Source organism: Pseudomonas sp. LBUM1644 (genome assembly GCF_059716195.1).
This window is the reverse complement of record NZ_CP166812.1, coordinates 1,746,999-1,773,458: the sequence shown is the minus strand read 5'-3', so window position 1 is coordinate 1,773,458 and position 26,460 is coordinate 1,746,999. Positions and strand designations below refer to the sequence as shown.

The window sequence follows — 26,460 nt, the reverse complement described above, 5'->3', positions numbered from 1 at the left end:
GGGCTCAGAGGCGTTCGATGATGGTGGCAATGCCCATGCCGCCGCCGACGCACAGCGTCGCGAGGCCATAGCGCAGGTGCCGGGTCTCCAGTTCATCAAGCAGCGTGCCGAGAATCGCGCAGCCGGTAGCGCCCAGCGGGTGGCCCATGGCGATGGAGCCGCCATTGACGTTGACCTTGTCCGGATCGATGGCCATGTCCTTGATGAATTTCAGCACGACCGACGCAAACGCCTCGTTGACCTCGAACAGGTCGATGTCTTCAACCCGCAGCCCGGCCTTGGCCAACGCCTTGCGGGTGGCCGGCGCGGGACCGGTGAGCATGATGGTCGGGTCGGTGCTGGTCACCGCCGTGGCGACGATTCGCGCCCGTGGCTGCAAACCCAGCGCACGGCCCTTGGCCTCGGAACCGATCAACATCAACGCCGCGCCATCGACGATGCCGGAACTGTTGCCTGGCGTGTGCACGTGGTTGATCCGCTCGACATGGCTATAGACCCTTAACGCCGTTGCGTCGAAACCCATTTGCCCCATCATTTCGAAGCTCGGCTTGAGCTTGCCCAGGCCTTCGAGGGTGGAGTCGGCGCGAATGAACTCATCGTGATCGAGCAGGAGGATGCCGTTCTGGTCCTGCACCGGCACCAGTGATTTGCTGAACGAACCATCGGCCCGGGCCCGCGCGGCTTTCTGCTGGGAATACAGCGCGTAGGCGTCGACGTCCTGCCGGCTGAAACCTTCGAGGGTGGCGATCAGGTCGGCGCCCACGCCTTGCGGTGTGAAATGGCTGTGCAGATTAGTTTCCGGGTCCATCGCCCACGCCCCGCCGTCACTGCCCATCGATACCCGGGACATCGACTCGACCCCACCAACCACCACCAGGTCTTCGAAGCCGGAGCGTACTTTCATCGCCCCGAGATTCACCGCCTCCAGCCCCGACGCACAGAAGCGGTTGATTTGCACGCCTGCCACGCTGACGTCCCAATCCGCCACTTGGGTCGCGGTTTTCGCGATGTCGGCGCCTTGATCGCCGACCGGCGTCACACAGCCCAGCACCACGTCATCGACCTGACTGGTGTCCAGCGAGGTGCGCTGCTGTAGTGCCCTGAGCAGTCCGGCCACCAGGTTCACCGGTTTGACGCTGTGCAAGGCGCCATCGGATTTGCCTTTACCACGGGGCGTGCGTAACGCGTCGAAAATCAAAGCTTGGGTCATGACGTCCTCGTACCTGATGTGGATGAAGATCAAAAGATCGCAGCCTTCGGCAGCTCCTACAGGGGATCGCGATTCTGTAGGAGCTGCCGAAGGCTGCGATCTTTTGATCTTTTAAGGAGCCTCCACCTTATTCCGGACCGCTGCCAATTCAATGACCGCAGCGCTCACGAGCATTGACGCACACGCTCAGACGGACGGTAGTGCCCTACCGGATTAACCAATTCATGACACCAAGCTGTCTAGCAAACGGGCGCCAAAGAAGCTGGCCATAGGCCTCATGCCTTTTTTAAAGCGATAACTTAGATGTCCATACGAAAGGGATCTAAGCCACGGGTGACGCGGGCCCTAAGGTGAACATGTACGAAGTTGTCGTCGGGTTTTGCCGAGGCGCTCGTCCTACAGGAAGTGCAACGCTCTGCCGTCATGGAGATATGCAGGCAGGCATCGGAAAATAACAAAAAAGGCGGTCAAGCCATGTTCAAGCATTCGAAAGTACGTCAAGCCGGGCTCATTCTTTTCGCCACGACGCTGTTGTTGATTTTGCCGAACCTGACCAAGGTGATCGGCTAATCGGCCATTAAAAATACGGCCGTGGGTTTTTAATCGCCTCTTAAAAATGTGACTGGTTCGCTACCCGGGCCAGCGTGGGTGTGCCAACCTTTGCGGCACTTCCACGACATGGACGGCGATCACCTTGAAAACGCTCATTCTGCTCGGGGCCTTGCTGCTCAGCACGCCCCTCTCTGCCGCACAGCTGAACCTGGAGCTGGGCGCGAACAGCCGCACCTGGCAGACCGAGGAATTGCTCAAGCATCCTCAAGTCCAGACCCTCACGATCACCAACGACGTTTCCTACAAACGGGACATGAGCTATCGCGTCGTGCCCTTGGCGGCGTTGTTGACGGGCATCACACCTGACGATCATCTGCAGGCCGTGGCGCTGGATGGATTTGCCGCCGAACTGGCTGCCGCGCCGTTACTCAATGCCAAGGGTGCACGGGCGTGGCTGGCGATTGAGGACCCGGCCAAACCCTGGCCGGCGTTGTCTGAGGGTAAGCCGAGTGCCGGGCCGTTTTACCTGGTCTGGACTGATCCGCAGGCGGGTAACATCAGCCCCGAGCAATGGCCGTTCCAAGTGGCGAGCATCAAGCGCATGGCGCCAGTGGCCGAACGTTTCCCGGCGTTATTGCCCGACCCTGCATTGAAGGCGGACGATCCGGTGAATCAGGGGTTTGCGCTGTTTCAGAAGAATTGCCTGGCGTGTCATCGGCTGAATGGCGCCGGGGATGCGCAGTTTGGGCCGGATCTGAATATTCCGTTCAACCCGACGGAATATTTTGGGGCGGACTTTTTGAAGCGCTATATCCGTGATCCACAGAGTTTGCGTCAGTGGCCGCAGGCGAAGATGCCCGGCTTTTCAGAGCAGGTATTACCGGACGGGGATCTGGAGATGTTGGTGGGGTATTTGAAGCATATGGCGGGGCGCAAAGTTAAACCTTGATCGCGCCCCCCCTGTAGGAGCGAGCTTGCTCGCGATGGTGTGTCAGTAACATTGATGTCGACTGACACACCATCGCGAGCAAGCTCGCTCCTACAGGGGTTGTGCGGTGTCGCTGATTACTGCTGTTGCACTGAGATGACTGGAGCAGGCAACGGCGTCGGCGATACAAACACCTTCGCATGCATTTGTTCGCACCCACCGCCCCGGCGCATGCCGCGGACCGGGCAGGCATCGAGGTAGTCCAGGCCCACCGCCAGTTTCAAGTGCCGTTCCGGCCGCGCCAGCTCGTTGGTCACGTCAAAGCTGTACCACGCGTCATCGAGCCAGGCTTCCGCCCACGCGTGGCTGGCCAGGTGCTCGCTGTTCTCGCTGTACAAATACCCCGACACATAACGCGACGGGATGCCCAGGCTGCGGGCGCAGGCGAGGAAGGCGTGGGCGTGGTCCTGGCACACGCCCGAACGTCCGGCGAAAGCCTGGGCCGCGCTGGTGTCCACTTCGGTGGAACCCGGCGTGTAGGTCATGTGCGAGTTCAAGCCATGCATCAAGTCGATCAGGGCCGTGCGATCCCGACGTTTTTTGCATTCCTTCTCGGCAAAAGCGCGCAGGGCTTCGTCGGGCTCGGTCAGGCGAGTGAACCGCAGGAACGGCAGCGCCGACTGGCTCTCATGCTCGGCTTCGCGCAGCTCGTCGATGTCCACCTGGCCACGAGCACCGATGATGATCGCTTCGTGCGGCTCGTCCATGGTCAACACGTGCAGGATGTTGCCGAACGGATCCAGTTGCGCGCGCACCGGACGCGGCAGGTCGAGCTGCCAGCTGAGCACATGCTGGCGCTCACTGTCGTGGGGAGTCAGTCGCAAATACTGGATGCTCGCCCGCACCTGATCTTCGTAGTGATAGGTGGTCTCGTGGCTAATGGAAAGTCTCATGCAGCCTCCAGATAGGAACTGTGAATGGCGTTGCCCAACTGGCGCACCAGCGGGATGAACTCGGTCAGCCAGGCATGCAGGCCTTCGTCGAGAATTTCATTGATGCCGGTGTAGCGCAGGCGCGCGTCGATCTCTGCCGCCAAACGTTGCGCCGGACGACCGTTGGCCCCAGGCAACTGGGCGAGGATCTGGTCGATTTCTTCCGTGCAGGCGCGCAGCGATCGCGGCACATCGGCCCGCAGCAGCAACAATTCGGCCACATGCCGGGCACCGGGCGCGTCGCGGTAAATCTCGGTGTACGCCTCGAACGACGACAGCGCTCGCAACAAAGCGCTCCACTGGTAGTAAGCGTGAGCCGTGCCGTCGCTGACCGCTTCGGCTTGATCGCCGGCCATTTCGTAGCGGGCATCGAGCAGGCGGAGCGTGTTGTCCGCCCGTTCGATAAACGTCCCCAGACGGATGAAACGGAACGCATCGTTACGCATGATCGTGCCGTAGGACGCGCCACGAAACAGGTGGGAACGTTCCTTGATCCACTCGCAAAAACGGCTCATGCCGTAGCGACTCAATCCCTGATCGGCGATCCCGCGAATTTCCAGCCAGGTGGCGTTGATGTTTTCCCACATGTCGGCGGTAATTCGCCCACGCACCGCATGGGCACTGGCCCGCGCGGCACCGAGGCAGCTGTAGATGCTCGCCGGGTTGGCCGCATCCAGGGCGAAGAAATGCAGCAGCCGTTCCGCATGCAACTCGCCGTGGCGCTCCAGGTAATCGTCCAGGGTGCCGGTAATCAGCAAGGGCATGGCGAGTTCGTGGAGGCCGTCACCGCGACCATCCTGTGGCATCAGCGACAGCGAATAACTGATGTCGAGCATCCGTGCGAGGTTTTCCGCCCGCTCCAGGTAACGCGACATCCAATACAAATCCGAGGCAGTTCTACTTAACATGACAGGCTTCCTTCAATCCTCGACCACCCAGGTGTCCTTGGTTCCGCCGCCCTGGGAAGAATTCACCACCAGGGAGCCTTCGCGCAGGGCAACACGGGTCAGGCCGCCCGGCACAACCCGGGTCTCGCGGCCAGACAATACAAACGGACGCAGGTCGATATGGCGCGGCGCGATGCCGTTTTCGACAAAGGTCGGACAGGTCGACAGCGACAACGTCGGTTGCGCGATGTACGCGTGGGGCTTGGCCTTGATGCGGGCGCGGAACGACTCGATTTCTGCCGCCGTCGCCGCCGGTCCCACCAACATTCCGTAACCGCCGGAGCCCTGGGTTTCCTTGACCACCAAGTCTGGAAGATTCGCCAGCACGTGGGAAAGTTCAGAAGGGTTACGGCACTGGAACGTGGGGACGTTCTTCAGGATCGGTTCTTCGTCGAGGTAGAAACGGATCATGTCCGTGACAAACGGATAGACCGACTTGTCGTCCGCGACCCCGGTGCCAATGGCATTCGCCAGCACCACGTTGCCAGTGCGGTACGACGACAGCAGCCCCGGGACGCCGAGCATCGAGTCCGGATTGAACGCCAGCGGGTCGAGGAAGGCATCGTCGAGGCGCCGGTAGATCACATCGACGGCTTTCGGCCCATCCGTGGTACGCATGAAGACTTTGTCGTCACGCACGAACAAGTCCGCGCCCTCCACCAGCTCGACGCCCATTTCCCGGGCCAGAAACGCATGCTCGAAAAATGCACTGTTGAAACGACCCGGTGTCAGCACGACCACGCTGGGGTTATCGATCGGGCTGGAGCTTTTCAGGGTGTCGAGCAACAGGTTCGGATAATGGTCGATCGGCGCGATGCGCTGGGCCGCGAACAGCTCGGGGAACAGCCGCATCATCATCTTGCGGTCTTCGAGCATGTAGCTCACGCCGCTCGGGGTTCGCAGATTGTCTTCAAGCACGTAGTAAGTGCCGTCGCCATCACGCACCAGATCGACGCCCGAGATATGCGAATAGATATCCCGGTGCAGATCCAGCCCTTGCATCGCCAATTGGTATTGCTCGTTGGCCAGCACTTGCTCGGCCGGGATGATGCCGGCCTTGATGATGCGTTGCTCGTGGTAGAGGTCGGCGAGGAACATGTTCAACGCCTTGACCCGCTGGATGCAGCCGCGTTCGACGATCCGCCATTCACTGGCTGGGATACTGCGCGGAATGGTGTCGAAGGGAATCAGCCGCTCTGTGCCTTGCTCGTCCCCGTACAGCGTGAAGGTAATCCCGGCGCGATGAAACAACAGATCGGCCTCACGTCGCCGTTGTGCCAGCAGCTCGTCAGGCGTGTCGGCCAGCCAACGGGCAAATTCCCGATAGTGCGGGCGGACTTGGCCGCCGGCATCGTACATCTCATCAAAATAGGTGCGGATCATGCCGTACTCCTTGTCACCCGGACATCTAGGCTTCGCAAGGCCCGTGCCATCGGCAGAAACGCTTTGATATCAATCGGTTGGATAAATACGCCGTTAACACTGCACCAACCTTGTGCAGCAAACGCCCCAACCTGATCGCCCCCGCTTCATTGCAAGGCGAAGTCATCGCCTATCACCAGCATAGTCAGAGTTGATTTCACTGCCCGGCTGGCGACGAGGATAATCCACGCATTCGCTGGAAAAACTGACCGAACTTCCCTTTTGCCGCCTGCTCAGGCGGTTTTTTTTTGCGTTTTTGAAACGTTATGAATCAAAAACGAGATCAAAAGATCGCAGCCTACGGCAGCTCCTACAACAAACGAAAACGGCCAACCCAAAGGTTAGCCGTTACTGGAAGTTGTCACTGTTCATAAAGTTATGCGAGTAGCCCTCGTACCTCCTGCTTGACGCCCCACCCTTCGATGATGCCACCCAGAGGCTCGACTATCGCCTCGAAGTCCTGCTCAAAGTCGCCAATGCCGTCATAGGTGGCGTACATCACTTTGCTCAGTTCCAGGTACCACGCGCCGTCATCGCGCACACTGATTTGTGCATTTAAGGATTCACCACAGTAATGCCCTGCCGCCCTGCGTGCCCGCTCCTCGTCCGGGAAAATGGCGTAGAACTCGATGGGATGGAACCGTGAAAAGTCGAAACCGCCTTCTTTCATGCGGCGCAGCACACTGCTGCTGATGTCTTCTTGATAGGCTGTGCTCATGAAACGTCCTCCTCAAACTGATGGATAGACTTTCCGTACTCCCGACGCCCGCAACCGAATGGTGAAGGCTATGCGACAAACACGTTGCCGATGGGAAACAAGCATGTAGCTGACAAGACCAGACCTTAGCGATCCATTCGCTGATCTCGCTTGCAGAGTAGCCTCAAGAGAGAGCCGCTGCCAAGGCCTGGTTAAGAATGTGACAGGAGATGTTCAGACTGGCGTGATGCCGAGGATTTGTATGCTGTTCTGGGTCTTGAGACTTTTAACGCTGGCATCAGCGGTTCGCCCTTCCAGATCGTTCAGATCCAGTTCGGCGGCGACAGGAAGTAGCCGGGCCTTGATAAGTTTGGCGGCGTGCTCGTTATCCGGGCACTCGTCGCACTCAAAAACTTCGTCGACTGTTTCACCGTGATCATCCACGAAAGTGATTTTCCACTTTTGCATCAGTGCCTCCTCGAACAACCCGCAAATGGGCTTACACCTATCTGGACTTTTGCCCTGACTGATCGTTCAAATGGATTACACCTATTACCTGTAGGAGCTGCCGCAGGCTGCGATCTTTTGATCTTTGATGTTTTGCAAGCAAGATCAAAAGATCGCAGCCTGCGGCAGCTCCTACGGGGGGGATTTTAGTCGTTGCTGGGCTTGTTGATCGCCTGCAGTACGTATTGCGGCAAGGCGAAGGCGCCGATGTGGATTTCCGGGTTGTAATAGCGGGTGATGATGCCGCTGCCGGCGAAGCGCTGTTGCAGGGTTTCGCGGGACAACTTGCGATAGGCGGTATGGGTCGCGCCCCAGGCAAACGTCATCGAGCCGCCGATGTAGGTCGGCACCGCTGCCTGATAGAAGTGCCAGTCCGGGAACAGGCTGCGCAGGCGGCCGGCGGTGGTTTTGACTTCTTCGATCTGCATGAACGGCGTGCCGTTCTGGGTGACCAGGATGCCGCCTTCGTTCAGGCAGCGACGGCAGGCCTGATAGAAATTTTCGGAGAACAACACTTCACCGGGACCGATCGGGTCGGTGAAGTCTGAAATGATCACGTCAAATTTTTCAGTGGTGGTGGCGACGAAGCGCATGCCGTCGTCGATCACCAGGTTCAGCCGAGGGTCTTCAAACGCGCCTTTGGAGTGGTTCGGCAGGTACGCCTTGCACATGTCGACCACGGTGCCGTCGATTTCCACCATGGTGATGTGCTCGATGCTGCCGTGCTTGGCCACTTCACGCAACATACCGCCGTCGCCACCGCCGATGATCAGCACGCGCTTGGCGCTGCCGTGGGCCAGGATCGGCACGTGGGTGAGCATTTCGTGGTAGATGAATTCGTCAGCTTCGGTGGTCTGGATCACGCCGTCCAGCGCCATCACCCGGCCCATGCGCGGGTTTTCGAAAATCACCAGGTGCTGGTGTTCGGTGCGCACTTCGTGCAGCAGTTTTTCCATGCGAAAACGCTGGCCGTAGCCTTCATAAAGGGTTTCCAGGTAGTCGCTGGTGGGTGTGTTGCTCATGGGAAGTGCTCCGAAGAATGCGGGGCGCAACGGACGGTTACCCGCCCATGATGGCCAATCGATCAGGTCGATTGACCGGCAAAGACACGCAGTCTACGTCGCGAAAGATGACAGGTAGAACCTCACTTGATGACTCGACACAACCCCCTGTAGGAGCGAGGCTTGCCCGCGAAGAACGATAATGCGGTCTGTCTGTAAAACCGTGTCATCGTTCTTCGCGGGCAAGCCTCGCTTCTACAGAGGGAAGTGTTCGACTGTCAGATTCGCACGTTGCCGCGAGGCCCGGCGATGGCCCAGATGATCAGGCCCAAAACCGGCAGCAGCAGGATCAGCAGCACCCAGATGATTTTCATCCCGGTGTCCGCGCCACTTTTCAGCACGTTGATGATTGCCCAGATGTCCAGGGCAAGAATAATCAGGCCAATCAGACCGTTGAACGTGGAACCCATGGTGACGCTCCCTAAGAGTGGTTTGCCCTCTTAGGATAGCCGGCCGTTGCGAGGGTTCCGTTTTATTAGCGCCCTTAACGCTTCAGACGTGGATAGCCACTTTCAGGGCTTCCAGGGACGGCGCGGCAGCGATGCCGGCTTCGGCGCACAATTCAAGTACCCGTGGCACGTCGTTGCCGTAGACCAACACCACTTGCAGTTCATCGTCGAGCAACTGGCTGAAGTTCATCAGCACGTAGCCGCCGTTTTCCTTGTTCATGCTGCTCATCTGCACCTGAATGCGATTAAGCGCAGTCAGGGCTTCGGTTTTGGCCAGTTGTTTGGGTTTGATATTGAAGTCAACGCCGGGGCCGAACGAGGCCACGATCCGGGCGAACAGGTCCACGTACGTGTCGGCCTGGAACAGCACCGTTTCCGGCAGACTGCCGACAACGACCCACTCGCCCAACGGAATCGGGAATGTGTCGTCGAAGTTGATGTCCGGATTGGCCGTCAGAAAAGCTTCTTGATCGGCGTAGGCCTGGGCCGCTTCGTCAGCGACTTTGAGGATTTCGTCTTCGCTCATGCACCCGGAGCTGATTTTGCTGATGAGTTCGACGAGTGCGGCTTTCATTGGGCGTAATCCTGTAGCGAGGGAATTTTGAAGCCGCGAAGGATAGCGCATTACGCCCGGCAAGGCTCAGTGGAGCGAGGCTCGCCACCTTGACCCACATCAAGAACCGATGCGCGGACTGGAGGCACAATGCTGGCACCTTGCCAAAATTGTTTCCGCTATCAGAGAAGACCTCCATGGGTGCCTGGCTTAGCAACGTCTCACTGAAATACAAATTCTGGGCGGTCAACGCTGTCGCCTTCGTCACCACGCTGATGTTGGTGTTGTACGCCGTACAACTCGAGCAACAGGTCCGCAGTCAAGCCTCTCAAGCGTTCGCGCAAGCCCAGGCGCGATTGCTCGGCGCCTGGCCCGACGGGCAAGCGCTGCCCAAGGCCGATAACCTGCTGAGTTTCCGTCGGGGACAGGTCCCGATCCTGAACGAGCAACCGGTGCTGGAACTGACGGACAGCAACGGTTGGGTCGAGATCAATTCGATGCCATTGCTCGGCGACAACCCGTTGATGGGCGCCGAGGTCATCACTCGTGCCGACGGACAACACGTCGCGGTGGTCGCTTACGGCCCGAGCCTGATGCAGGTGTTCGGCGAGCGGTTCGCCAATTATGCGGTAGCTGTCCTGATCCTGATGCTGGCGATGCTCGGCGCTTCGCAATTGTTGATCCGTTTCCTGCTCAGCCAGCTCAACACCCTGAAGGACGTGATGCTGCACGTCGAGAAAACCGGCGATCTGTCGGCGCGTGTCCCGCTGGCCTGCACGGATGAAGTCGGGCAGATGGCAAACGCGTTCAACGCCATGCAGGCCGGGTATCAACGGGTGGTCAACACCGTCGCCAGCACCGCGCGGCAACTGGATGTCGGTGCCGCACGGCTTGCCTCGAGCATGAACGAGGTGCGTCACGGCATGCTCGGCCAACAAAGCGAAACCGATCAGGCCGCCACGGCGATCAACCAAATGACCGCGACGGTCTATCACATCGCGCAGCACGCCGGCGCCACCCGCGACCTCTCGCAAACCGCCGACACGCTGGCCGGCAGCGGGCAGGCAGTGGTCAGTCGGGTGCAGCAATCGATTGCCGGGTTATCCACAGGTGTCCAGCAGACCGCCGAGATGATTCAGCGTCTGGCCAAGGACAGCCAGAAGATCAACGGCGTGGTCAGTGTGATTCACAGCATCGCCGAGCAAACCAATCTGCTGGCCTTGAACGCCGCCATCGAAGCAGCCCGCGCTGGTGAAATGGGGCGCGGCTTTGCGGTCGTCGCCGATGAAGTGCGCAACCTGGCCAAGCGCGTGCAGACGTCCACGGACGAGATCACCCTGATGGTTTCCGCGTTGCAGGCCGGGACACGTGACGCTGTGGATTTCATGCAGGAAAGCTCGTTCAAGGCCGACGATTGTGTGCAGCAGGCACAGGAGGCTGGGGCAGCTTTGGCAGACATCACCCAGGCGGTGGCGCAGATGCGCGAAAGCAATACTCAGATTGCCGTGGCGGCCGAGCAGCAGAGCCAGGTGGCAGAAGAAATGAATCGGGCGGTGGTGAGCATTCGCGACGTGACCGAGAACACCGTGCAGCAGACCGTGGACTCGGCGACGACCAGTAATGAGTTGGCGGCTTTGGCCGGGGAATTGAGTAAGGCTATCGGGCAATTGAAGCTTTAATAAAGTCAAAAGATCGCAGCCTGCGGCAGCTCCTACATGGGATCGCCATTCACCTGTGGAGCTGCCGCAGGCTGCGATCTTTTTAGCCCATCACAGCTATCACTCCGATAGCCAACCTCGATTCGCCGCCCGCACGGGCCGGGCCTATTCTTGAGTCATGTGTTCAACATGGATCGAGGATGTGCATCATGGGCAAACGTGACCCCAACCTTCCCGCCTGGCAATGGCGAGCGTACCCGCAGAATCATCAGCACCCGACCAATCTGGTGCTGCACCTGATTGCCGTGCCGCTGTTTATCCTGGCATTCCTGTTGATTGTTACCGGGGTGTTCGGCCTGAGCTTCGTCAACATCGCCATTGGCGTCGTCGGCCTGCTGGCCGCGTTGGCCCTGCAACGCCATGGTCACAGCCTGGAGGCGCAAGCCTCCGAGCCGTTCAGTGATCGCAACGATGCGCTGTCGCGCCTGCTGGTCGAACAGTTTCTGACGTTTCCAAGGTTTTTCCTGAGCGGTGGCTGGTGGCGCGCCTGGCGTGAGCGCCACCGTCGTCACTGATTCAGGCGAAAATCGTCACCGTCTGCCGACTCATGGCGATCAACTGACCCTCCGCGCTCCACAGTTTTGCGGCCGCGTGACCATAACCATCAGCGGCATATTCGATTTCAACCAGGTACTTGCACCAGTCCAGCGTACTCAAGTCCAGTAACGGCTGGACGAATTCGATGGTCCAGGTCAGCGTGCTGCCCATGGCCGGCTTCTTCAGGTGCGGCAACAGGGCCGGAGGCCAGGCATCGACCAGCGCGAGGACATGCGACTCGCTGACCGGTTCTTCTTTCACATCCCCACGCAAGCGCACCCAGCCGCCCATCTCGCGAGACGTATTGCCGGTGAACGGCAGACCGCCGACACTCCAGCGCATCGCCAGATGACGCATGAATTCCGGGGTCACACCTTTGATATACGGCAGTTCCTGGCAGTCGTCCCAGTGCTTCATCTCGGGCGCGGCAAGCGCGGCGACCGCCACTTCGGACGGACGCGAGGCGCCGAAACTGCCCTGAATCAATGTCACCACTTGCCCCTTCTGCATGGCCCGCCCCAGCACTTGGCTGACGGCTTTGCCTTCGCGCAACACGTCGACTTCAAAGCTGACCGGCACTTCAGGCTCGACCGGGCCGACAAAGGTAATCGCCAGCGAACGCACCGGCCGATCTGCCGGGACCTTGGCGCGCATGGCTTCGTATTGCAAGGCGGCGACCAGGCCACCGAAGCTGGCACGCCCCTGCGCCCATTCGGCCGGAATAGACAGTTCCAGCGGCTGGCTGCGGACGGCGTCGAGCAGATCGGAAAAGCGCATGCAAACCTCAAGGGCAGGAAAAGGATGAAGGGATCTTAACCAACCAGCAATGACAGCACAGTGCCCATTCCGGCCAAAGAGGCTGACAGATAAGCCGGATACACCCTTGTAGGAGCTGCCGCAGGCTGCGATCTTTTGATCTTCAGCGCCAAGATCAAAAGATCGCAGCCTGCGGCAGCTCCTACATGGGCCAGCAGTTCATCAGGATTTGAAGCAGGCGGCGTCAAGTTTGTCGAGGACGCGGTCGGCGCGACTTTCGGCCTCGGCCATGGTGGTTTTCCAGACGGGAACGCACGGCTGCAGATCGGCTTCGTGCTCGGCCCTGACCAGCCATTGAAAACAATCATGCCAGTCACCCAAGGCAGCTTGCGCCGACTTCAACCGCGGCAACGCTGGTTTGGGCAATCGGTCGAGTTCGGGATAGGCTTCGATGCCATAGCGCACACGCTTGATCAGCAGACGCAACAAATGACGGTCATGCGCGGGGTCGTGCAGGGTGTGCTCGAGCTTTTTCCACTGCTTGGCCAGGCGTTTTTCGATGCGCTGGCGCAATCCCTTGAGCAACCCCTGACGCTGGGAGGCCCGCAGAAAACGCGGAAAAGCGTCGAAAATCATCAGCAACTGTGCCAGTTCAGGGCTGGCCGCCACCGCCGGATAAGCCTCGGCCATCTGCGCCATGCGCCGTTGCGCCGCTTCGGGTTGATCATGCTGGAGCAGGTACGCCGCCAGCACCTCGCGATCGCGCAACGGCGTGGTCAGGTCGCCCACTCGTGACGCCGCCGCTTCCAGCTGTTCGACCCCGGGCAAACCGCGCAAGGGGCGCAGCAGACTGCGCAAACGGCGCACCGTGGTGCGCAGATCGTGCAACGCTTCCGGGTCGGTGCGGGCACTCAAGCGTGCCTGACAGGCCAGCAAACGGACTTCAAGGCTCAGGACATGAGCCACTAACCGATCAACTAACGCAGACATTCCTTGCTCCCCGAGTCGAATCCCGCTGATGACTTACATCATGCCTCAACGGCCCGCGCGCGACTCGCGAATGTAGAAGCGTGCCTTTTCGGCCTTGCTGGTGCAGCCCTCGTAAGCCTCGAATTGCTGCTGGGTCTTGGCACCGGTCAGCAGCGACAAGGCCTTGGAATAGCTGACGGTCCCGGCGAAACCTTCGGCCTTGGCCAGGTCCAGTTCATGCCACGCGGCATCGATCTGGCTACCACAGCTCTCGCGGTAAGCGGTTTTGCCGGCACAACCAGCGAGTGCCAGGGCAATCAACGGCACACAGATCCAGGCTTTCATCAATAACACCTCAAGTCAGGTCAACAGTCGTGCAGGTAAGACGGTCCGGCACGTGAAAAGTGCCGTTGATCGCCTACGGAAACTATAGCGCTCGCGAGAATAACCAAGTGCCGCCAAGGAGTATCGAAAAAACGACGTCCTCGCCCCACCAAACGACCTTAGCGATTGAAGCACGCCCCTCGAAGGGTGCATTGTTGAACCTTGTCAGACGAGGGCGATTCATGAAAAAGCGCGTCGCACTGGTGCTGGGCTCAGGTGGAGCCCGGGGCTATGCCCATATCGGTGTCATTGAAGAAATCGAACGGCGTGGCTATGACATCGCCTGCATCGCCGGTTGTTCGATGGGCGCAGTAGTCGGCGGGATTTACGCCGCCGGCAAGCTCGATGAATATCGCAACTGGATCGAGAGCCTGGATTACCTCGACGTGTTGAGACTGGTGGACGTCAGCTTTCGCCTGGGAGCGATTCGCGGGGAAAAAGTGTTCGGGCAGATCCGCAAGATTGTCGGCGAAATCAATATCGAAGACTTGCGCATACCCTACACGGCGGTGGCCACCGACCTGACGAACCAGCAGGAAATCTGGTTCCAGGAAGGTTGCCTGCATCAGGCCATGCGCGCCTCGGCCGCGATTCCCAGCCTGTTCACGCCGGTGATGCAGGGCAATCGGATGCTGGTGGACGGCGGCATTCTTAACCCGCTACCGATCGTGCCGGTAGTGTCGAGTCATTGCGACCTGATCATTGCGGTCAATCTCAACTCCACCAACCAGCGTCACTATCAACTGCCGGTGATCCAGCGCCCGGCGGCGTTCAAGACCCGTTTTGACAGCCTGATCAGCTCGCTCGGTTCAAAAATGCCCTTCCGCCGCAAACAGGCAGAACAACTGCTGCTGCTGGAGAAGGAAGCGTTGCTGGCCGAAGCGGCCGAGATCAACCCCTGGATCGAATCCGCCGAACCCGAAGCCCAGCAACCGGCGGCCGCCCCTGAGCGCGACGGCGCGCCGAAGTCCGCCACGGGTTCGTTCATCATCGACAACGTTGGGCCGGCGTCTTTGCTGGACCTGATCAACCAGAGTTTCGAGGTGATGCAGACGTCACTGGCGCAGTACAAGATTGCCGGTTATCCGCCGGATATCCTGATCAACGTGCCTAAGCGGGTTTGTCGGTTTTTCGAGTTTTATAAAGCGCCGGAGTTGATCGCGTTGGGGCGGGAGATTGCTCGGGATACGCTGGACCGGTATGAGAAAGACCGGGAATCCTGAGGTTCTCGAGTGCATGTGCGGGCCTCTTCGCGAGCAAGCCCGCTCCCACATTGGATCTGAGCTGGGCACAATATTTGTGTACACCACAAATCCCCTGTGGGAGCGGGCTTGCTCGCGAAAGGGTCAAATCAGTCAATACAAAACTAAAGGCCGCCCTCACTCAAAAGACGATACCCAACTCCCGCCTCGGTCACGATGAACCTTGGTTGAGTCGGATCATCCGCCAGCTTCTGCCGCAAATGCCCGACCACAATCCGCAAATAGTGGCTGTCTTCGGTATGGGTCGGCCCCCAGATATCCTTGAGCAGTTGCTGTTGAGTGATGACCCGCCCCGGATGCCGCGCCAGTTGCGCGAGCACCGCGTATTCCTTGCGGGTCAGCGCGACTTCGACGCCATCGAGCAGCACCCGGCGATAGGCCAGGTCCACGGTCAACGGGCCGAACACCAGGGCTGCCTGCTGCGCCTCACCCACCGGCGCCTGACGCAACAAGGCACGTACCCGTGCAAGGAATTCCTGGATGCCAAACGGTTTGGTCACGTAGTCGTTCGCACCGCCATCCAGCGCTTCGACTTTCTGCCCTTCGCCGGCACGCACCGACAGGACCAGCACCGGCACTGTCGACCATTCACGAAACTCGCGCAGCACTTGCTGGCCATCCATGTCTGGCAGCCCGAGGTCGAGCACCAACAGGTCCGGTTTGTTCAGCGCGGCTTGCGCCAGGCCTTCGGTTCCGGTGCCGGCCTCCAGCACTTTGTAGCCCTGGGAAACAAGGCTGATGCGCAGGAACTTGCGGATCTGCGGTTCGTCATCGATGACCAAAATGGTCGCGGTCTGGCTCATGAATTCACATCAACAAATAGATTTGGCGAAGAGTAACGCAGGCACGATCAAGCTTCACCTTCGTATCCCGGTTGTTCTTGCAAAGGCAAGTGGAGGGTGATGCAAGTCCCACGTCCCTCGATACCGTCGGCAACGCTGATCCGCCCGCCATGGGCACCCACCATGCCCTGACAGATCGCCAGCCCCAGCCCGGTGCCCTGCCCGCCACGATCACCGCGCGCGGCGGTGTAGAACATGTCGAAAATCTTTGCCCGCTCCTCTTCGGGAATCCCCGGTCCTTCATCGCTCACCGAGAAGAACAGTTCGTTTTCATCCGCTCCGGCGCGCAATTGCAAACGCCCATGAACCGGTGAGAACCGCGCGGCGTTTTCCAGCACGTTGACCAGTGCCTGTTCGATCAGCGCAGCGTGAACGTAGAGCAGCGGCAGCTCCGGAGGCACGTCGGTGATGACCTGCAACGGCGCCAGCACCGCGCGCAGGCGATTGAGCGAACTGCCCACGATGTCGGCCGGCGACACCCAGTCCCGCGCCAGCTTCAGTGCGCCGTGACCGAGGCGGGTCATGTCCAATAGATTCTGGATGTAGCGGTCAAGGCGTTCGGCCTCATCGCGCGTACCTTCGAGCAGTTCGCGGCGATCCTCCAGCGGGATCGCCTCGCCAAGGGCCAACAGGCTGTCGATGCTGCCGCGCATGGACGTCAGCGGCGTGCGCAGATCGTGGGACACCGAAGCCAGCAAGGCGCTGCGCAACTGCTCGGTTTCCCCGTGCAGCCGCGCCGCTTCCAGGTCTTCGGCCAGTTGCGCACGGGCCAGGGCCTGGGCCAGCGGCTGACTCAGCGCGGTCAGCAGGCGCCGACGCTGGCCGCTTAAGGTCTGCCCTTCCTTGGCACAGACGCCGAGCAGCGCCAGCGGCCCGTCTTCTACCGACAACGGCCACCACCACCAACGCCCGAACGGCAGCGTGCCGGTGCCCGCGCCCGCCGGTTGATCGTGTTGCCAGGCCCAGTCGGCGGCAGCGCGTTCAGCTTCGGAAAACTCCAGCGGGCCACCGGTTTCGACTTTCCAGCCGCTCTGGCCATCGCGATTGAGCAGACACAATTGCAGATCGCTCCAGCCCTCGAGGTGATGAGCGGCGGCATTGACCACGGCCTGACGGTCAGTGGCAGCAGTCAGTTTGCGCGACAGGTCGAGCAGTTCGGAGGTTTCCTCCTGGGTGTCGCGCAAGGCCTGCAATTGCCGCCGCTGGCGCGCCGCGAGGTTGCCGGTGAGCGCGGCCATCAGCAGGAAGAACAGCAAGGTCAGCACGTCTTCTTCGCGCTGGATGTGGAAGGAAAAATTCGGTGGAATAAACAGGAAGTCGTAAGTCAGAAACGACAGGGCGGCACAAGCCAGCGCCGGGCCGAGGCTGCTGCGCACCGCCACCAGCAACACGGCGGCGAGGAACACCAGCGAAATATTCGGCAGCGGCAAGACACTCGCCACCGCCCAGGCCAGGGCACTGGCGAGCACGGTCGCGACCAGTGCCAGCGCATAGTCGAACCACACCAGCGACTGTACGGCGCGTTGTCGTGGCGGGTCCTTTTCGTGATCGCTGTCGATGACGTTGATTTCCAGCCCGCGCGCATGGCGCAACAAACGCGCCGCCAAGCCGCCACCGAACAGCCGACGGCGCAATCGCTGCCGAGACTGGCCGACCAGTACCAGGCTGGCACGTCGTTCAGTGGCGTGCTGAATCAGGGTTTTCGCCACCTCGCCGGCGCGCAGCAACACCACTTCGCCGCCGAGGCGTTCGGCCAGTTGCTGGGCACTTTGCAGACGCAGGCGTGATTGCTCGTCGCGCACACTGCCGTTGTCCACATGCACCAGGCTCCACGGCAGATGCCGGCGCTGGGCGACGCGGCTGGCATGACGCACCAGACGCTCGGCCTGGGTATCGCCATCGACGCCGACCAGCAAACGACCGCGCACCGCCGGTGCTGCCTGGCCAAGCTGGCGATAACCCTGGGCCAGGTCGTTATCGACCTGAGCCGCAGCGGTTTGCATCGCCAATTCACGCAGGGCGGTCAGGTTTGTCTGGGAGAAGTACGCATCGATGGCCGCCCGCGCCTGCTCCGGCACATAGACCTTGCCGTCACGCAGACGCTCTAGCAACTCGCGTGGGGGCAAGTCGATCAACATCAGTTCGTAAGCTTCTTGCAGCACCCAGTCCGGCAGGGTTTCGCGGACCTGCACGCCTGTAATACCGCGCACCTGATCATTGAGGCTCTCCAGGTGCTGAACGTTGACCGTGGTGTACACGTCAAAGCCGGCGGCGAGCAGTTCCTGAATGTCTTGCCAGCGTTTGGCGTGACGACTGCCCGGTGCATTGGTGTGGGCCAGTTCGTCCACCAGCACCAGTTTCGGTTTGGCGGCGAGTACGCCGTCGAGGTCCATTTCTTCGAGGATCACGCCCCGGTATTCCGAGCGCACCAGAGGCTGCTGCGGCAAGCCGCCGAGCAGCGCTTCGGTTTCGGCGCGGCCATGGGTTTCGACCACGCCGGCGATGACTTTCACGCCTTGACGCAGTTGGGTGTGGGCCGCTTGCAGCATGGCGTAAGTCTTGCCGACACCTGGCGCGGCGCCGAGGAACACCTTGAGCCGGCCGCGGCCATCGCGGGGTAAATCTGCTAACAGTGCGTCGGCGCGGCCGGAGTCGCTCATCTTTTACTGCCTTGTTCGACTTTAGATGGGGTGTCGTTTTAAAAGATCGCAGCCTTCGGCAGCTCCTACAGGGGGTCCAGTGTAGGAGCTGGCGCAGCCTGCGATCTTTTGATCTACAGCTTTTCCAGCGCCAGATTCAACTCAAGCACATTCACCACCGGCGGCCCAACGAGCGGCTGTTCGATATGCGCATTCAACAGCTGCTGAAGCGTAGACACCGGCAGATTACGCGCCGCCGCCACTCGCGACAGTTGATAGGCAATCGCGGCCGGTGGCAAGTGTGGATCGAGGCCGCTGCCGGAAGTGGTGACCAGCGCCAATGGCACTGGCCCCTGGCCTGGCACCAGCAGTTTGTTGGCATCGTCGATCACCCGAGTGGCCAGGGCCGGGTTGCTTGGCGACAGGTTGCTGGCGCTGCTCGAAACGGTGGCAAAAGCACCGGCCGATGGGCGTGGATGGAACCAGGCGTCACCCACGAAATCCTGGGCGATCAGCGACGAACCACGGACTTTGCCGTCGGCGTCGCGTACCAGGCTGCCATTGGCCTGGTCGGGGAATGCAACCTGGGCAACGCCGGTGACCACCAAGGGGTAGGCGACGCCGGTGATCAGGGTCATCAGGACCAGCAGGCTCAGGGCCGGACGGATCATTGTGGACATTTCAAAATCCTCGAATTCGGTGAAAAAACTTCTGTAGGAGCGAGCTCGCTCGCGATGGACTTGAAAGCGCCGTGTTGTGTCAGGAAGGGCGCGTTATCGTTAACCACCATCGCGAGCAAGCTCGCTCCTACAGGGGGCACTTAAACCAGATGCAATGCGGTGAGCAGCATGTCGATCGCCTTGATGCCCACAAACGGCACCACGATCCCGCCCAGTCCATAGATCAACAGGTTGCGTCGCAGCAACGCCGCCGCACTCGCCGCCTGCACACGTACGCCGCGCAATGCCAACGGGATCAGCACCACAATGATCAAGGCGTTGAACACGATGGCCGAGAGAATCGCGCTCTGCGGACTGGTCAGGTGCATGACGTTGAGCACGCCCAGTTGCGGGTAGATCGAGGCGAACAGCGCCGGCAGGATGGCGAAGTATTTGGCCACGTCGTTGGCGATGGAAAAGGTCGTCAGCGCACCGCGGGTCACCAGCAATTCCTTGCCGATCTGCACCACGTCCAACAGCTTGGTCGGGTCGCTGTCGAGGTCGACCATGTTCGCCGCCTCGCGTGCCGCTTGTGTGCCGTCGTTCATCGCCATACCGACGTCAGCCTGGGCCAGGGCCGGGGCATCGTTGGCACCGTCGCCGCACATGGCGACCAGGCGGCCGTCGTTCTGCTCGTGGCGAATGCGCGCCAGTTTTTTCTCCGGCGTGGCTTCGGCCAGCACGTCATCGACGCCTGCCTCGGCTGCAATCGCTGCGGCGGTCAGCGGGTTGTCGCCGGTCACCATGACCGTACGAATCCCCAGTTTGCGCAGCTCGGCGAAACGTTCGCGGATACCGGGCTTGACCACGTCCTTGAGGTGGATCGCACCGAGCAATTTACCGTCGGCGCAGACCAGCAACGGTGTGCCGCCGCTCTGGGCGATTTTGTCGACTTCCCGGGACAGCGACGCTGCCAGGTCAGCGCGTTTCAGGCCGACGAAGGCCAGCAACGAATCCACCGCGCCTTTGCGATACACGCGGCCCTGATAGTCGACACCTGACAGGCGTGTTTCCGCACTGAACGGCACAGCAGTCAGCAGCTCAGCGCTCGGCTCAGGCTGCGGATGCAACCCACGCAGGTACTCGACGATGGATTTGCCTTCGGCCGTGTCATCCGCCAGCGAGGCAAACAATGCACCTTCAGCCAGTTCCTTGGCGCTGACACCCGGTGCCGCGTAAACCGCGGTGCAACGACGGTTACCGAAGGTGATGGTGCCGGTCTTGTCCAGCAGCAGGACGTGCACGTCCCCCGCCGCTTCCACGGCACGGCCAGACTTGGCGATCACGTTCAGCCGCACCAGGCGATCCATCCCGGCGATACCGATGGCTGATAACAGGCCACCAATGGTGGTTGGAATCAGCGTGACCAATAACGCCACCAGGAACACCAGCGGCAGGCTGCCGTTGGCGAAGTGGGCGAACGGTTGCAGCGTGACGACCACCAACAGAAAGATCAGGGTCAGGCCGATCAGCAAGATGTCGAGCGCGACTTCGTTCGGGGTTTTCTGGCGTTTGGCGCCTTCGACCAGCGCGATCATGCGGTCCAGCGTCGACTCGCCGGGATTGACGGTAATGCGCACCAGCAGCCAGTCGGAGACCAACCGGGTGTTGCCGGTGACGGCCGAACGGTCGCCGCCGGACTCGCGGATCACCGGCGCAGATTCACCGGTAATCGCTGCTTCGTTAACCGCCGCGATGCCTTCAATAACCTCGCCGTCACCGGGGATCATTTCCCCGGCTTCAACGCGGACCACATCGCCCTTGCGCAGGCTGGTGGCCGGCACCACTTGAAAGGCGCCGTTGCTGGTTTTACGGCGAGCACTCAAGCCTTCGCTGCCAGCCTTGAGGCTGTCGGCGCGGGCCTTGCCGCGACCTTCGGCCAAGGCTTCGGCGAAGTTGGCGAACAGCACGGTGAACCACAGCCACAACGCAATTTGCGCGGCGACGAAGGTCGGCACCGCCGAGTCGGGAATGAAGCAGAGCACGGTGGTCAGGACGGCGGTCAGTTCGACCACCAGCATCACCGGCGCACGCTGCAATTGCCGTGGGTCGAGCTTGACGAACGCTTGCACCAGCGCCGGGCGCCACAGGGCCGAGATCGCGGTTTTCGGTTGTTCCGGCGCCTTGACGACGGCGGTTTTGCTTACAGGCATATTCATGATGGATTCCTTAGAAGCCCATGCTCAGATGTTCAGCAATCGGACCCAGTGCCAATGTCGGCAGGAAGGTCAAACCACCCACCAGCAAAATGGTCACGGTCAGCAAGGTCACGAACAGCGGGCCGTGGGTCGGGAAACTGTTCTGGCCGATCGGTGCGGTTTTCTTCATCGCCAGGCTGCCGGCCAGGGCCAGTACCGGGAGGATGTAACCGAAGCGACCGATCAACATGCCAAGCCCCAGCATCAGGTTGTGAAACGGTGTGTTGGCACTGAAACCGCCAAACGCCGAGCCGTTGTTGGCACTGGCCGAGGTGTAGGCGTACAGCAACTGGCTGAAACCGTGTGCTCCGGGGTTGCTCACCGCCGCCACCGGGCCTGGCAGGCTCGCGGCAATCGCGCCGAGCACCAGCACACCCACCGGCATCACCAGCAAGGTCACCACCAGCAACTGCACTTCTTTCGCTTGCAGTTTCTTGCCCAGGTATTCCGGCGTGCGGCCGATCATCAACCCGGCGAGGAACACCGCGATCAACACGTTGAGCAACATGCCGTAGAGCCCGGCACCGACGCCGCCGAAGATCACTTCGCCGACCATCATGTTGACCATCGCGACCATGCCGGTCAGCGGGTTGAGGCTGTCGTGCATGGCGTTGACCGAACCGTTGGACGCCGCCGTGGTGGTAACCGACCACAGCACCGTGGCGGTGGTGCCAAAGCGCGCTTCCTTGCCTTCCATAGGCGCGGTCTGTTCGACGGCGACGTTGTTCAGGCTCGGGTTCGGTTGGTATTCAGCCCACAGCGAGGTCGCACCACCGATCAGGAACAGCGCCAACATGCAGGCGATGATCGCGCGGCTCTGACGCAGATCTTTCACGTAATGGCCGAAAGTGAACACCAGGGCTACGGGGATCAGGATGATCGAGGCCAGCTCGAACAGGTTCGCCCAGGCGGTCGGGTTCTCGAACGGATGCGCCGAGTTGACACCGAAGAAACCACCGCCGTTGGTGCCCAGTTGCTTGATCGCGATCTGGCTGGCAGCCGGGCCGAGCGGGATCACTTGATCGACGCCTTGCATGGTCACGGCATTCACGTACTGCGCGAAGGTTTGCGGTACACCCTGCCAGACCAGGTACAGCGCCAGCAGCAGGCACAGCGGCAGCAAGCCGTAGAGGGTGGCGCGGGTCATGTCGACCCAGAAGTTGCCGAGGGACTTGGTCGATTTGCGACCGATACCGCGACACAAGGCAACCAGCACGGCGAGGCCGGTGGCGGCGCTGACGAAGTTCTGCACGGTGAGGCCGACCATCTGACTCAGGTAGCTCAGCGACGCTTCACCGCTGTAGGCCTGCCAGTTGGTGTTGGTCATGAAACTGATGGCGGTGTTGAACGCCAGCGTCCACTCCTGGCCCGGCAGGTTTTGCGGGTTCAGCGGCAAGTGGTCCTGGAACAACAGGATCGCGAACAACAGCAAGAAGCCCGCAAGGTTGAAGGCGAGCAAGGCCAGGGTGTATTTCTGCCAGCTCTGTTCGGCCTGCGGATCGACGCCGGCCACCCGATAACATCCGCGCTCGACCGGTCCGAGGATCGGTGTCAGCCAGGTGCGCTGCCCTTCCATCACCTTGTAATAGAAACGCCCGAGGAACGGCGCCGGGACCAATACCAGCGCGAAAAACGCGAGGATCAGCCAATAGTCATAACTGTGCATAGCCGCTCCTAGTTCCGGTCCGCGCGCAACAGCGCAACCAACAGATAAATGAACAGCCCCACTGCCAGTAGCAGTGACACCCCGTCCAGAACGCTCATGGAAGTTCTCCGTGTTACGGCGTATTGCCGCGTGTGGAGTCATTGTCGGAAGGAAGGCTGTAAAGGAACGAGATCGAGGGGTGCCGCAGGGCATAAAGAAAGCGTAAAGAGTGGGTTTATGCCTTCGTTACAGCCAGATTATGCGGCGTCTGGGCGGGCCTCTTCGCGAGCAAGCCCGCTCCCACAGGAGATCGCGTTATCCGGGCGGACGCATTCCAAATGTGGGAGCGGACTTGCTCGCGAAGGCGGCATTACGGACACCAATGCCCCTAACTGACGCACAAAAAACGCATATCCAGCGCCGAACATCCCCGATACGACGTGTTTTTACACTTTACGACTGCCATCACAACACTGGCACGCCCGCTGCACACGCCCTCCCCCGAGCTTTCCAATCCGTTCAGGGAGCAAACGCATGAACACACAACTCAAACCCACGCTGGGCACTTTGCACCTGTGGGGTATTGCGGTCGGGCTGGTGATTTCCGGTGAGTACTTTGGCTGGAGCTACGGCTGGGGCGTGGCGGGTACGCTCGGGTTTCTGGTGACGTCCTTTATGGTCGCCACGATGTACACCTGCTTCATCTTCAGTTTCACCGAGCTGACCACCGCGATTCCCCATGCCGGCGGTCCCTTTGCCTACAGCCGCCGCGCCTTTGGCGAGAAAGGCGGATTGATTGCCGGGCTGGCGACCTTGATCGAATTCGTCTTCGCCCCACCCGCCATCGCCCTGGCCATCGGTGCCTACCTCAACGTGCAATTTCCCGCCCTCGACCCGAAACATGCAGCGGTCGGCGCCTACATCGTGTTCATGGGCCTGAACATTCTGGGGGTGAAACTGGCAGCGACCTTCGAGCTGATCGTCTGCGTGCTGGCGGTCGCTGAACTGCTGGTGTTCATGGGCGTGGTCGCACCGGCGTTCAGCTTCAGCAATTTTGCCCTGAATGGCTGGGCCGGCTCCGATGTGTTCGGCGCACCGGCGATTGCCGGGATGTTTGCGGCCATTCCGTTCGCCATCTGGTTCTTCCTCGCCATCGAAGGCGCGGCCATGGCGGCCGAAGAAGCCAAGGACCCGAAACGCACGATTCCGAAGGCCTACATCAGCGGCATTCTGACCTTGGTGCTGCTGGCGATGGGCGTGATGTTCTTTGCTGGCGGCGTCGGCGACTGGCGCACCCTGTCAAACATCAACGATCCGCTGCCGCAAGCCATGAAAACCGTGGTCGGCGACAGCTCCGGCTGGCTGCACATGCTGGTGTGGATCGGCCTGTTCGGCCTGGTGGCAAGTTTCCACGGGATCATCCTCGGCTACTCCCGCCAGTTCTTCGCCCTCGCCCGCGCCGGTTACTTGCCTAAATCACTGGCCAAACTGTCACGCTTCCAGACCCCGCACCGGGCGATCATCGCGGGTGGCCTCATCGGCATCGCCGCGATCTACAGCGACGGTTTGATCAACCTCGGCGGCATGACGCTGACGGCCGCGATGATCACCATGGCGGTGTTCGGCGCGATCGTAATGTACATCATGAGCATGCTCAGTCTGTTCAAACTGCGTAAGTCTGAACCGAACCTGGAGCGCACCTTTCGCGCGCCCTGCTACCCGTTGGTGCCGATGATCGCGTTGGTGCTGGCGGTGGTGTGCCTGGTGGCGATGGCATGGTTCAACGCCTTGATCGGGTTGATCTTCCTCGGTTTCATGGCCGTGGGTTTCGTGTACTTCATGCTCACGGCGCAACTGCGCGCGGATGCGCCAGCCGATGCGATGCTGACCGGCCTCTAAAAACAACGACCCGTGGCAATACAATCCTGTAGGAGCTGCCGCAGGCTGCGATCTTTTGATCTTTAGCGTTTGAAATGATGCCAAAGTCAAAGGATCGCAGCCTGCGGCAGCTCCTACAGGGAATGTGTGGGTTCGATGAGGCGGCACAGGTGAACGGGGCATAACAGGCATAGAATGGAACCACTGCGAAATCTCATCGCTCAAAGTGGTATGCACGATCGGTTGGCGAAACCCTCGCCAATCGCCTGCCCTCAAGGAGAGCCCTATGCCCTGGTATGCCTGGTTGATTCTGGTCGTTGCAATCGGCTCGATCGTTGGCGGTTTGATGATGTTGCGTGACACCGCCACCAAGGTCGATCTGACCGAAGAGCAACGTAAACGCGTCGCCGAACGTAATGCGGAAATGGACGCCAAGGAAGCGCAGGACCGCTGACTGAAACATCGTCCGAAGGCCCGAACGGCTTTCGGACGATTTTTCGTTACTGCGCCGGGTCAGGCCAGCGAACACCGATCAAAAAACCGCTCACGCCCCAGCGCCATCAAGGCCGCGCGCTTATGCGGAAAATCGAACTCCTTTTCACGGTAGAAACCCTGGTTCTGCATGTGCCCGATCATCTTCGCGTTGTCGGCGCGAGGCTCGGCGACCACCTGTTGTGTGCGTGGATCATCCAGGAACAGGTAATGCACCAGCGCCGATAACCAGCTCGCGACCTTGCGCGGGCCACGATGATTTTCTTCCCCCACCAGCATGTGAATGCCTCGATCGTAATTACCCGCCTCGTAGAACGGCGCGATGCGATCTTCCTTGGCCCAGTAGGCTTCGAAATAGGCAAACGGCTGATCGTCGAAACAACCGATGAGTGTCAGGGTATGAGGATCGGCATCGAGCTTGCCAAGGTACTCGCGATGCTGTTCGAGACTGCCCTCCTCCTGCCAGAAGCTGGCCACCCTCGGGCTGTTCTGCCAGCGATTGAAACGTACCAGGTCTGCATCGATGTCCAGCGTACGCAGGGAAATCCATGCACCGAGGCGGGCATCGAAACGCCGATACACCTCCCCCTGCGGTTTCACCGGCCGCAATGGATGCCGCTTGCCACCACTGATCACCATTTGCTGTGGATAACACGCGGTCAGTGACGCCCCCAGCCAGGGTTGAGGCAACTGCCAGAACAGCGTTCGCTCGCAGCGAAACTGGCCGACGATCTCGGTGGCAACCAGCAACCCGCTGAACAACGCTTCGGCAGGAGCTTCATCGAGTTGCCAGGTCAGGCGCTGGCAGGCAGCGTCCCGGGCGAACAACCAATAACACGCAGCCCAGATGGCGCGACTGTCATGGCGGCCAAAGCGAGCTTCCACTTGCACCTGCAACTCGGGCTCGCGGGTCAGGCGCAGGTGAATCAGCGGCTGCCCGTCCAGGCTCAGGCTCAATCGGCTTTCAGTTTCATCAGCTACAAGACGGCTGCCTGTCGGTAAGGCCAGGGCAGTCAGGTCATTCAGATTGGACATGGGTCGGGCTCACGGTAATCGTCGACGGTTCAACGAGGTGACGTGAGCCAGCGCGGGAAATTTAAGAG

Annotated in this window: 24 protein-coding genes and 1 pseudogene; 6 read left to right on the top strand and 19 right to left on the bottom strand. The window is 60.5% G+C overall.

Features of this window, described 5'->3' with window-relative positions; all coding sequences use genetic code 11:
• Window positions 1-4: 4 nt before the first annotated feature.
• Complete coding sequence (locus ACA052_RS08095) at window positions 5-1,210, bottom strand: acetyl-CoA C-acetyltransferase (protein WP_497649181.1); 1,206 nt, start codon at window positions 1,208-1,210, stop codon at window positions 5-7.
• 678 nt (window positions 1,211-1,888) lie between these two features.
• Here ACA052_RS08095 and ACA052_RS08090 point away from each other — a divergent pair.
• Window positions 1,889-2,711 (top strand): annotated as a pseudogene (locus tag ACA052_RS08090) (c-type cytochrome).
• A 116-nt stretch (window positions 2,712-2,827) separates the two neighbouring features.
• Here ACA052_RS08090 and ACA052_RS08085 read toward each other — a convergent pair.
• The 8 genes from ACA052_RS08085 to ACA052_RS08050 all read right to left on the bottom strand — a co-directional run bounded on the left by ACA052_RS08085 (window position 2,828) and on the right by ACA052_RS08050 (window position 9,339).
• The gene (locus ACA052_RS08085; RefSeq protein ID WP_497649180.1) at window positions 2,828-3,643 is read right to left on the bottom strand and encodes a transglutaminase family protein; all 816 of its coding nucleotides are present in this window, start codon (window positions 3,641-3,643) and stop codon (window positions 2,828-2,830) included.
• On the bottom strand, window positions 3,640-4,590 hold the full coding sequence (locus ACA052_RS08080; protein WP_497649179.1) for an alpha-E domain-containing protein: 951 nt from the start codon (window positions 4,588-4,590) through the stop codon (window positions 3,640-3,642). The genes ACA052_RS08085 and ACA052_RS08080 overlap by 4 nt, the downstream gene beginning before the upstream one ends.
• Window positions 4,591-4,602: 12 nt before the next feature.
• The gene (locus ACA052_RS08075) at window positions 4,603-6,012 is read right to left on the bottom strand and encodes a circularly permuted type 2 ATP-grasp protein (protein WP_497649178.1); all 1,410 of its coding nucleotides are present in this window, start codon (window positions 6,010-6,012) and stop codon (window positions 4,603-4,605) included.
• Between the two features lie 415 nt (window positions 6,013-6,427).
• A complete protein-coding gene (locus ACA052_RS08070; RefSeq protein WP_497649177.1) occupies window positions 6,428-6,769 on the bottom strand; it encodes a ribonuclease E inhibitor RraB in 342 nt (113 codons plus the stop codon).
• A 213-nt stretch (window positions 6,770-6,982) separates the two neighbouring features.
• Window positions 6,983-7,216: a hypothetical protein gene (locus ACA052_RS08065; protein WP_128873369.1), complete on the bottom strand. Its 234-nt coding sequence runs from the start codon at window positions 7,214-7,216 to the stop codon at window positions 6,983-6,985.
• 185 nt (window positions 7,217-7,401) lie between these two features.
• On the bottom strand, window positions 7,402-8,277 hold the full coding sequence (speE, locus tag ACA052_RS08060; RefSeq protein ID WP_497649176.1) for a polyamine aminopropyltransferase: 876 nt from the start codon (window positions 8,275-8,277) through the stop codon (window positions 7,402-7,404).
• A gap of 257 nt (window positions 8,278-8,534) precedes the next feature.
• Entirely contained in the window at window positions 8,535-8,726 is a 192-nt protein-coding gene (locus ACA052_RS08055) for a PLDc N-terminal domain-containing protein (RefSeq protein WP_008148797.1), read from the bottom strand.
• An 82-nt stretch (window positions 8,727-8,808) separates the two neighbouring features.
• Complete coding sequence (locus tag ACA052_RS08050) at window positions 8,809-9,339, bottom strand: hypothetical protein (RefSeq protein WP_497649175.1); 531 nt, start codon at window positions 9,337-9,339, stop codon at window positions 8,809-8,811.
• A 176-nt stretch (window positions 9,340-9,515) separates the two neighbouring features.
• Between ACA052_RS08050 and ACA052_RS08045 the strand changes: the two genes are divergently transcribed.
• Window positions 9,516-10,997, top strand: coding sequence for a methyl-accepting chemotaxis protein (locus ACA052_RS08045; protein ID WP_497649174.1), 1,482 nt, complete (start codon window positions 9,516-9,518; stop codon window positions 10,995-10,997).
• Between the two features lie 188 nt (window positions 10,998-11,185).
• Entirely contained in the window at window positions 11,186-11,551 is a 366-nt protein-coding gene (locus ACA052_RS08040; RefSeq protein ID WP_497649173.1) for a terminase, read from the top strand.
• A gap of 1 nt (window position 11,552) precedes the next feature.
• Here the strand turns inward: ACA052_RS08040 and ACA052_RS08035 are convergent, their stop codons facing one another.
• The 3 genes from ACA052_RS08035 to ACA052_RS08025 form a co-directional block, all read right to left on the bottom strand.
• A complete protein-coding gene (locus ACA052_RS08035) occupies window positions 11,553-12,350 on the bottom strand; it encodes an acyl-CoA thioesterase (protein ID WP_497649172.1) in 798 nt (265 codons plus the stop codon).
• A 201-nt stretch (window positions 12,351-12,551) separates the two neighbouring features.
• Window positions 12,552-13,319, bottom strand: a complete 768-nt coding sequence (locus ACA052_RS08030; RefSeq protein WP_497649171.1) for a CHAD domain-containing protein — start codon at window positions 13,317-13,319, stop codon at window positions 12,552-12,554.
• 45 nt (window positions 13,320-13,364) lie between these two features.
• Window positions 13,365-13,643 (bottom strand): hypothetical protein, encoded by a 279-nt coding sequence (locus ACA052_RS08025; protein WP_027925691.1) that lies wholly within the window; start codon window positions 13,641-13,643, stop codon window positions 13,365-13,367.
• A 221-nt stretch (window positions 13,644-13,864) separates the two neighbouring features.
• On the opposite strand from ACA052_RS08025, the gene ACA052_RS08020 reads away from it, so the two are divergent.
• On the top strand, window positions 13,865-14,905 hold the full coding sequence (locus ACA052_RS08020; protein WP_497649170.1) for a patatin-like phospholipase family protein: 1,041 nt from the start codon (window positions 13,865-13,867) through the stop codon (window positions 14,903-14,905).
• A gap of 143 nt (window positions 14,906-15,048) precedes the next feature.
• On the opposite strand, the gene ACA052_RS08015 is transcribed toward ACA052_RS08020, so the two are convergent.
• The 6 genes from ACA052_RS08015 to kdpF form a co-directional block, all read right to left on the bottom strand.
• Window positions 15,049-15,747 carry a response regulator gene (locus ACA052_RS08015; RefSeq protein WP_497649169.1) on the bottom strand — a complete coding sequence of 233 codons (699 nt, stop codon included), beginning with the start codon at window positions 15,745-15,747 and terminating at the stop codon, window positions 15,049-15,051.
• A 47-nt stretch (window positions 15,748-15,794) separates the two neighbouring features.
• Window positions 15,795-18,446, bottom strand: coding sequence for a DUF4118 domain-containing protein (locus tag ACA052_RS08010; RefSeq protein ID WP_497649168.1), 2,652 nt, complete (start codon window positions 18,444-18,446; stop codon window positions 15,795-15,797).
• Window positions 18,447-18,559: 113 nt separating this feature from the next.
• The gene (kdpC, locus tag ACA052_RS08005) at window positions 18,560-19,105 is read right to left on the bottom strand and encodes a potassium-transporting ATPase subunit KdpC (RefSeq protein ID WP_497649167.1); all 546 of its coding nucleotides are present in this window, start codon (window positions 19,103-19,105) and stop codon (window positions 18,560-18,562) included.
• 140 nt (window positions 19,106-19,245) lie between these two features.
• On the bottom strand, window positions 19,246-21,303 hold the full coding sequence (gene kdpB, locus ACA052_RS08000) for a potassium-transporting ATPase subunit KdpB (RefSeq protein WP_497649166.1): 2,058 nt from the start codon (window positions 21,301-21,303) through the stop codon (window positions 19,246-19,248).
• A 10-nt stretch (window positions 21,304-21,313) separates the two neighbouring features.
• The gene (gene kdpA, locus ACA052_RS07995) at window positions 21,314-23,008 is read right to left on the bottom strand and encodes a potassium-transporting ATPase subunit KdpA (protein ID WP_497649165.1); all 1,695 of its coding nucleotides are present in this window, start codon (window positions 23,006-23,008) and stop codon (window positions 21,314-21,316) included.
• An 8-nt stretch (window positions 23,009-23,016) separates the two neighbouring features.
• A complete protein-coding gene (gene kdpF, locus ACA052_RS07990; RefSeq protein WP_007899818.1) occupies window positions 23,017-23,106 on the bottom strand; it encodes a K(+)-transporting ATPase subunit F in 90 nt (29 codons plus the stop codon).
• 415 nt (window positions 23,107-23,521) lie between these two features.
• Between kdpF and eat the strand changes: the two genes are divergently transcribed.
• Window positions 23,522-24,886, top strand: a complete 1,365-nt coding sequence (gene eat / locus ACA052_RS07985; protein WP_497649164.1) for an ethanolamine permease — start codon at window positions 23,522-23,524, stop codon at window positions 24,884-24,886.
• Window positions 24,887-25,151: 265 nt separating this feature from the next.
• The gene (locus tag ACA052_RS07980; protein ID WP_081744012.1) at window positions 25,152-25,319 is read left to right on the top strand and encodes a DUF2897 family protein; all 168 of its coding nucleotides are present in this window, start codon (window positions 25,152-25,154) and stop codon (window positions 25,317-25,319) included.
• 59 nt (window positions 25,320-25,378) lie between these two features.
• On the opposite strand, the gene ACA052_RS07975 is transcribed toward ACA052_RS07980, so the two are convergent.
• Window positions 25,379-26,392 carry a GNAT family N-acetyltransferase gene (locus ACA052_RS07975; RefSeq protein ID WP_497649163.1) on the bottom strand — a complete coding sequence of 338 codons (1,014 nt, stop codon included), beginning with the start codon at window positions 26,390-26,392 and terminating at the stop codon, window positions 25,379-25,381.
• Window positions 26,393-26,460 lie beyond the last annotated feature (68 nt).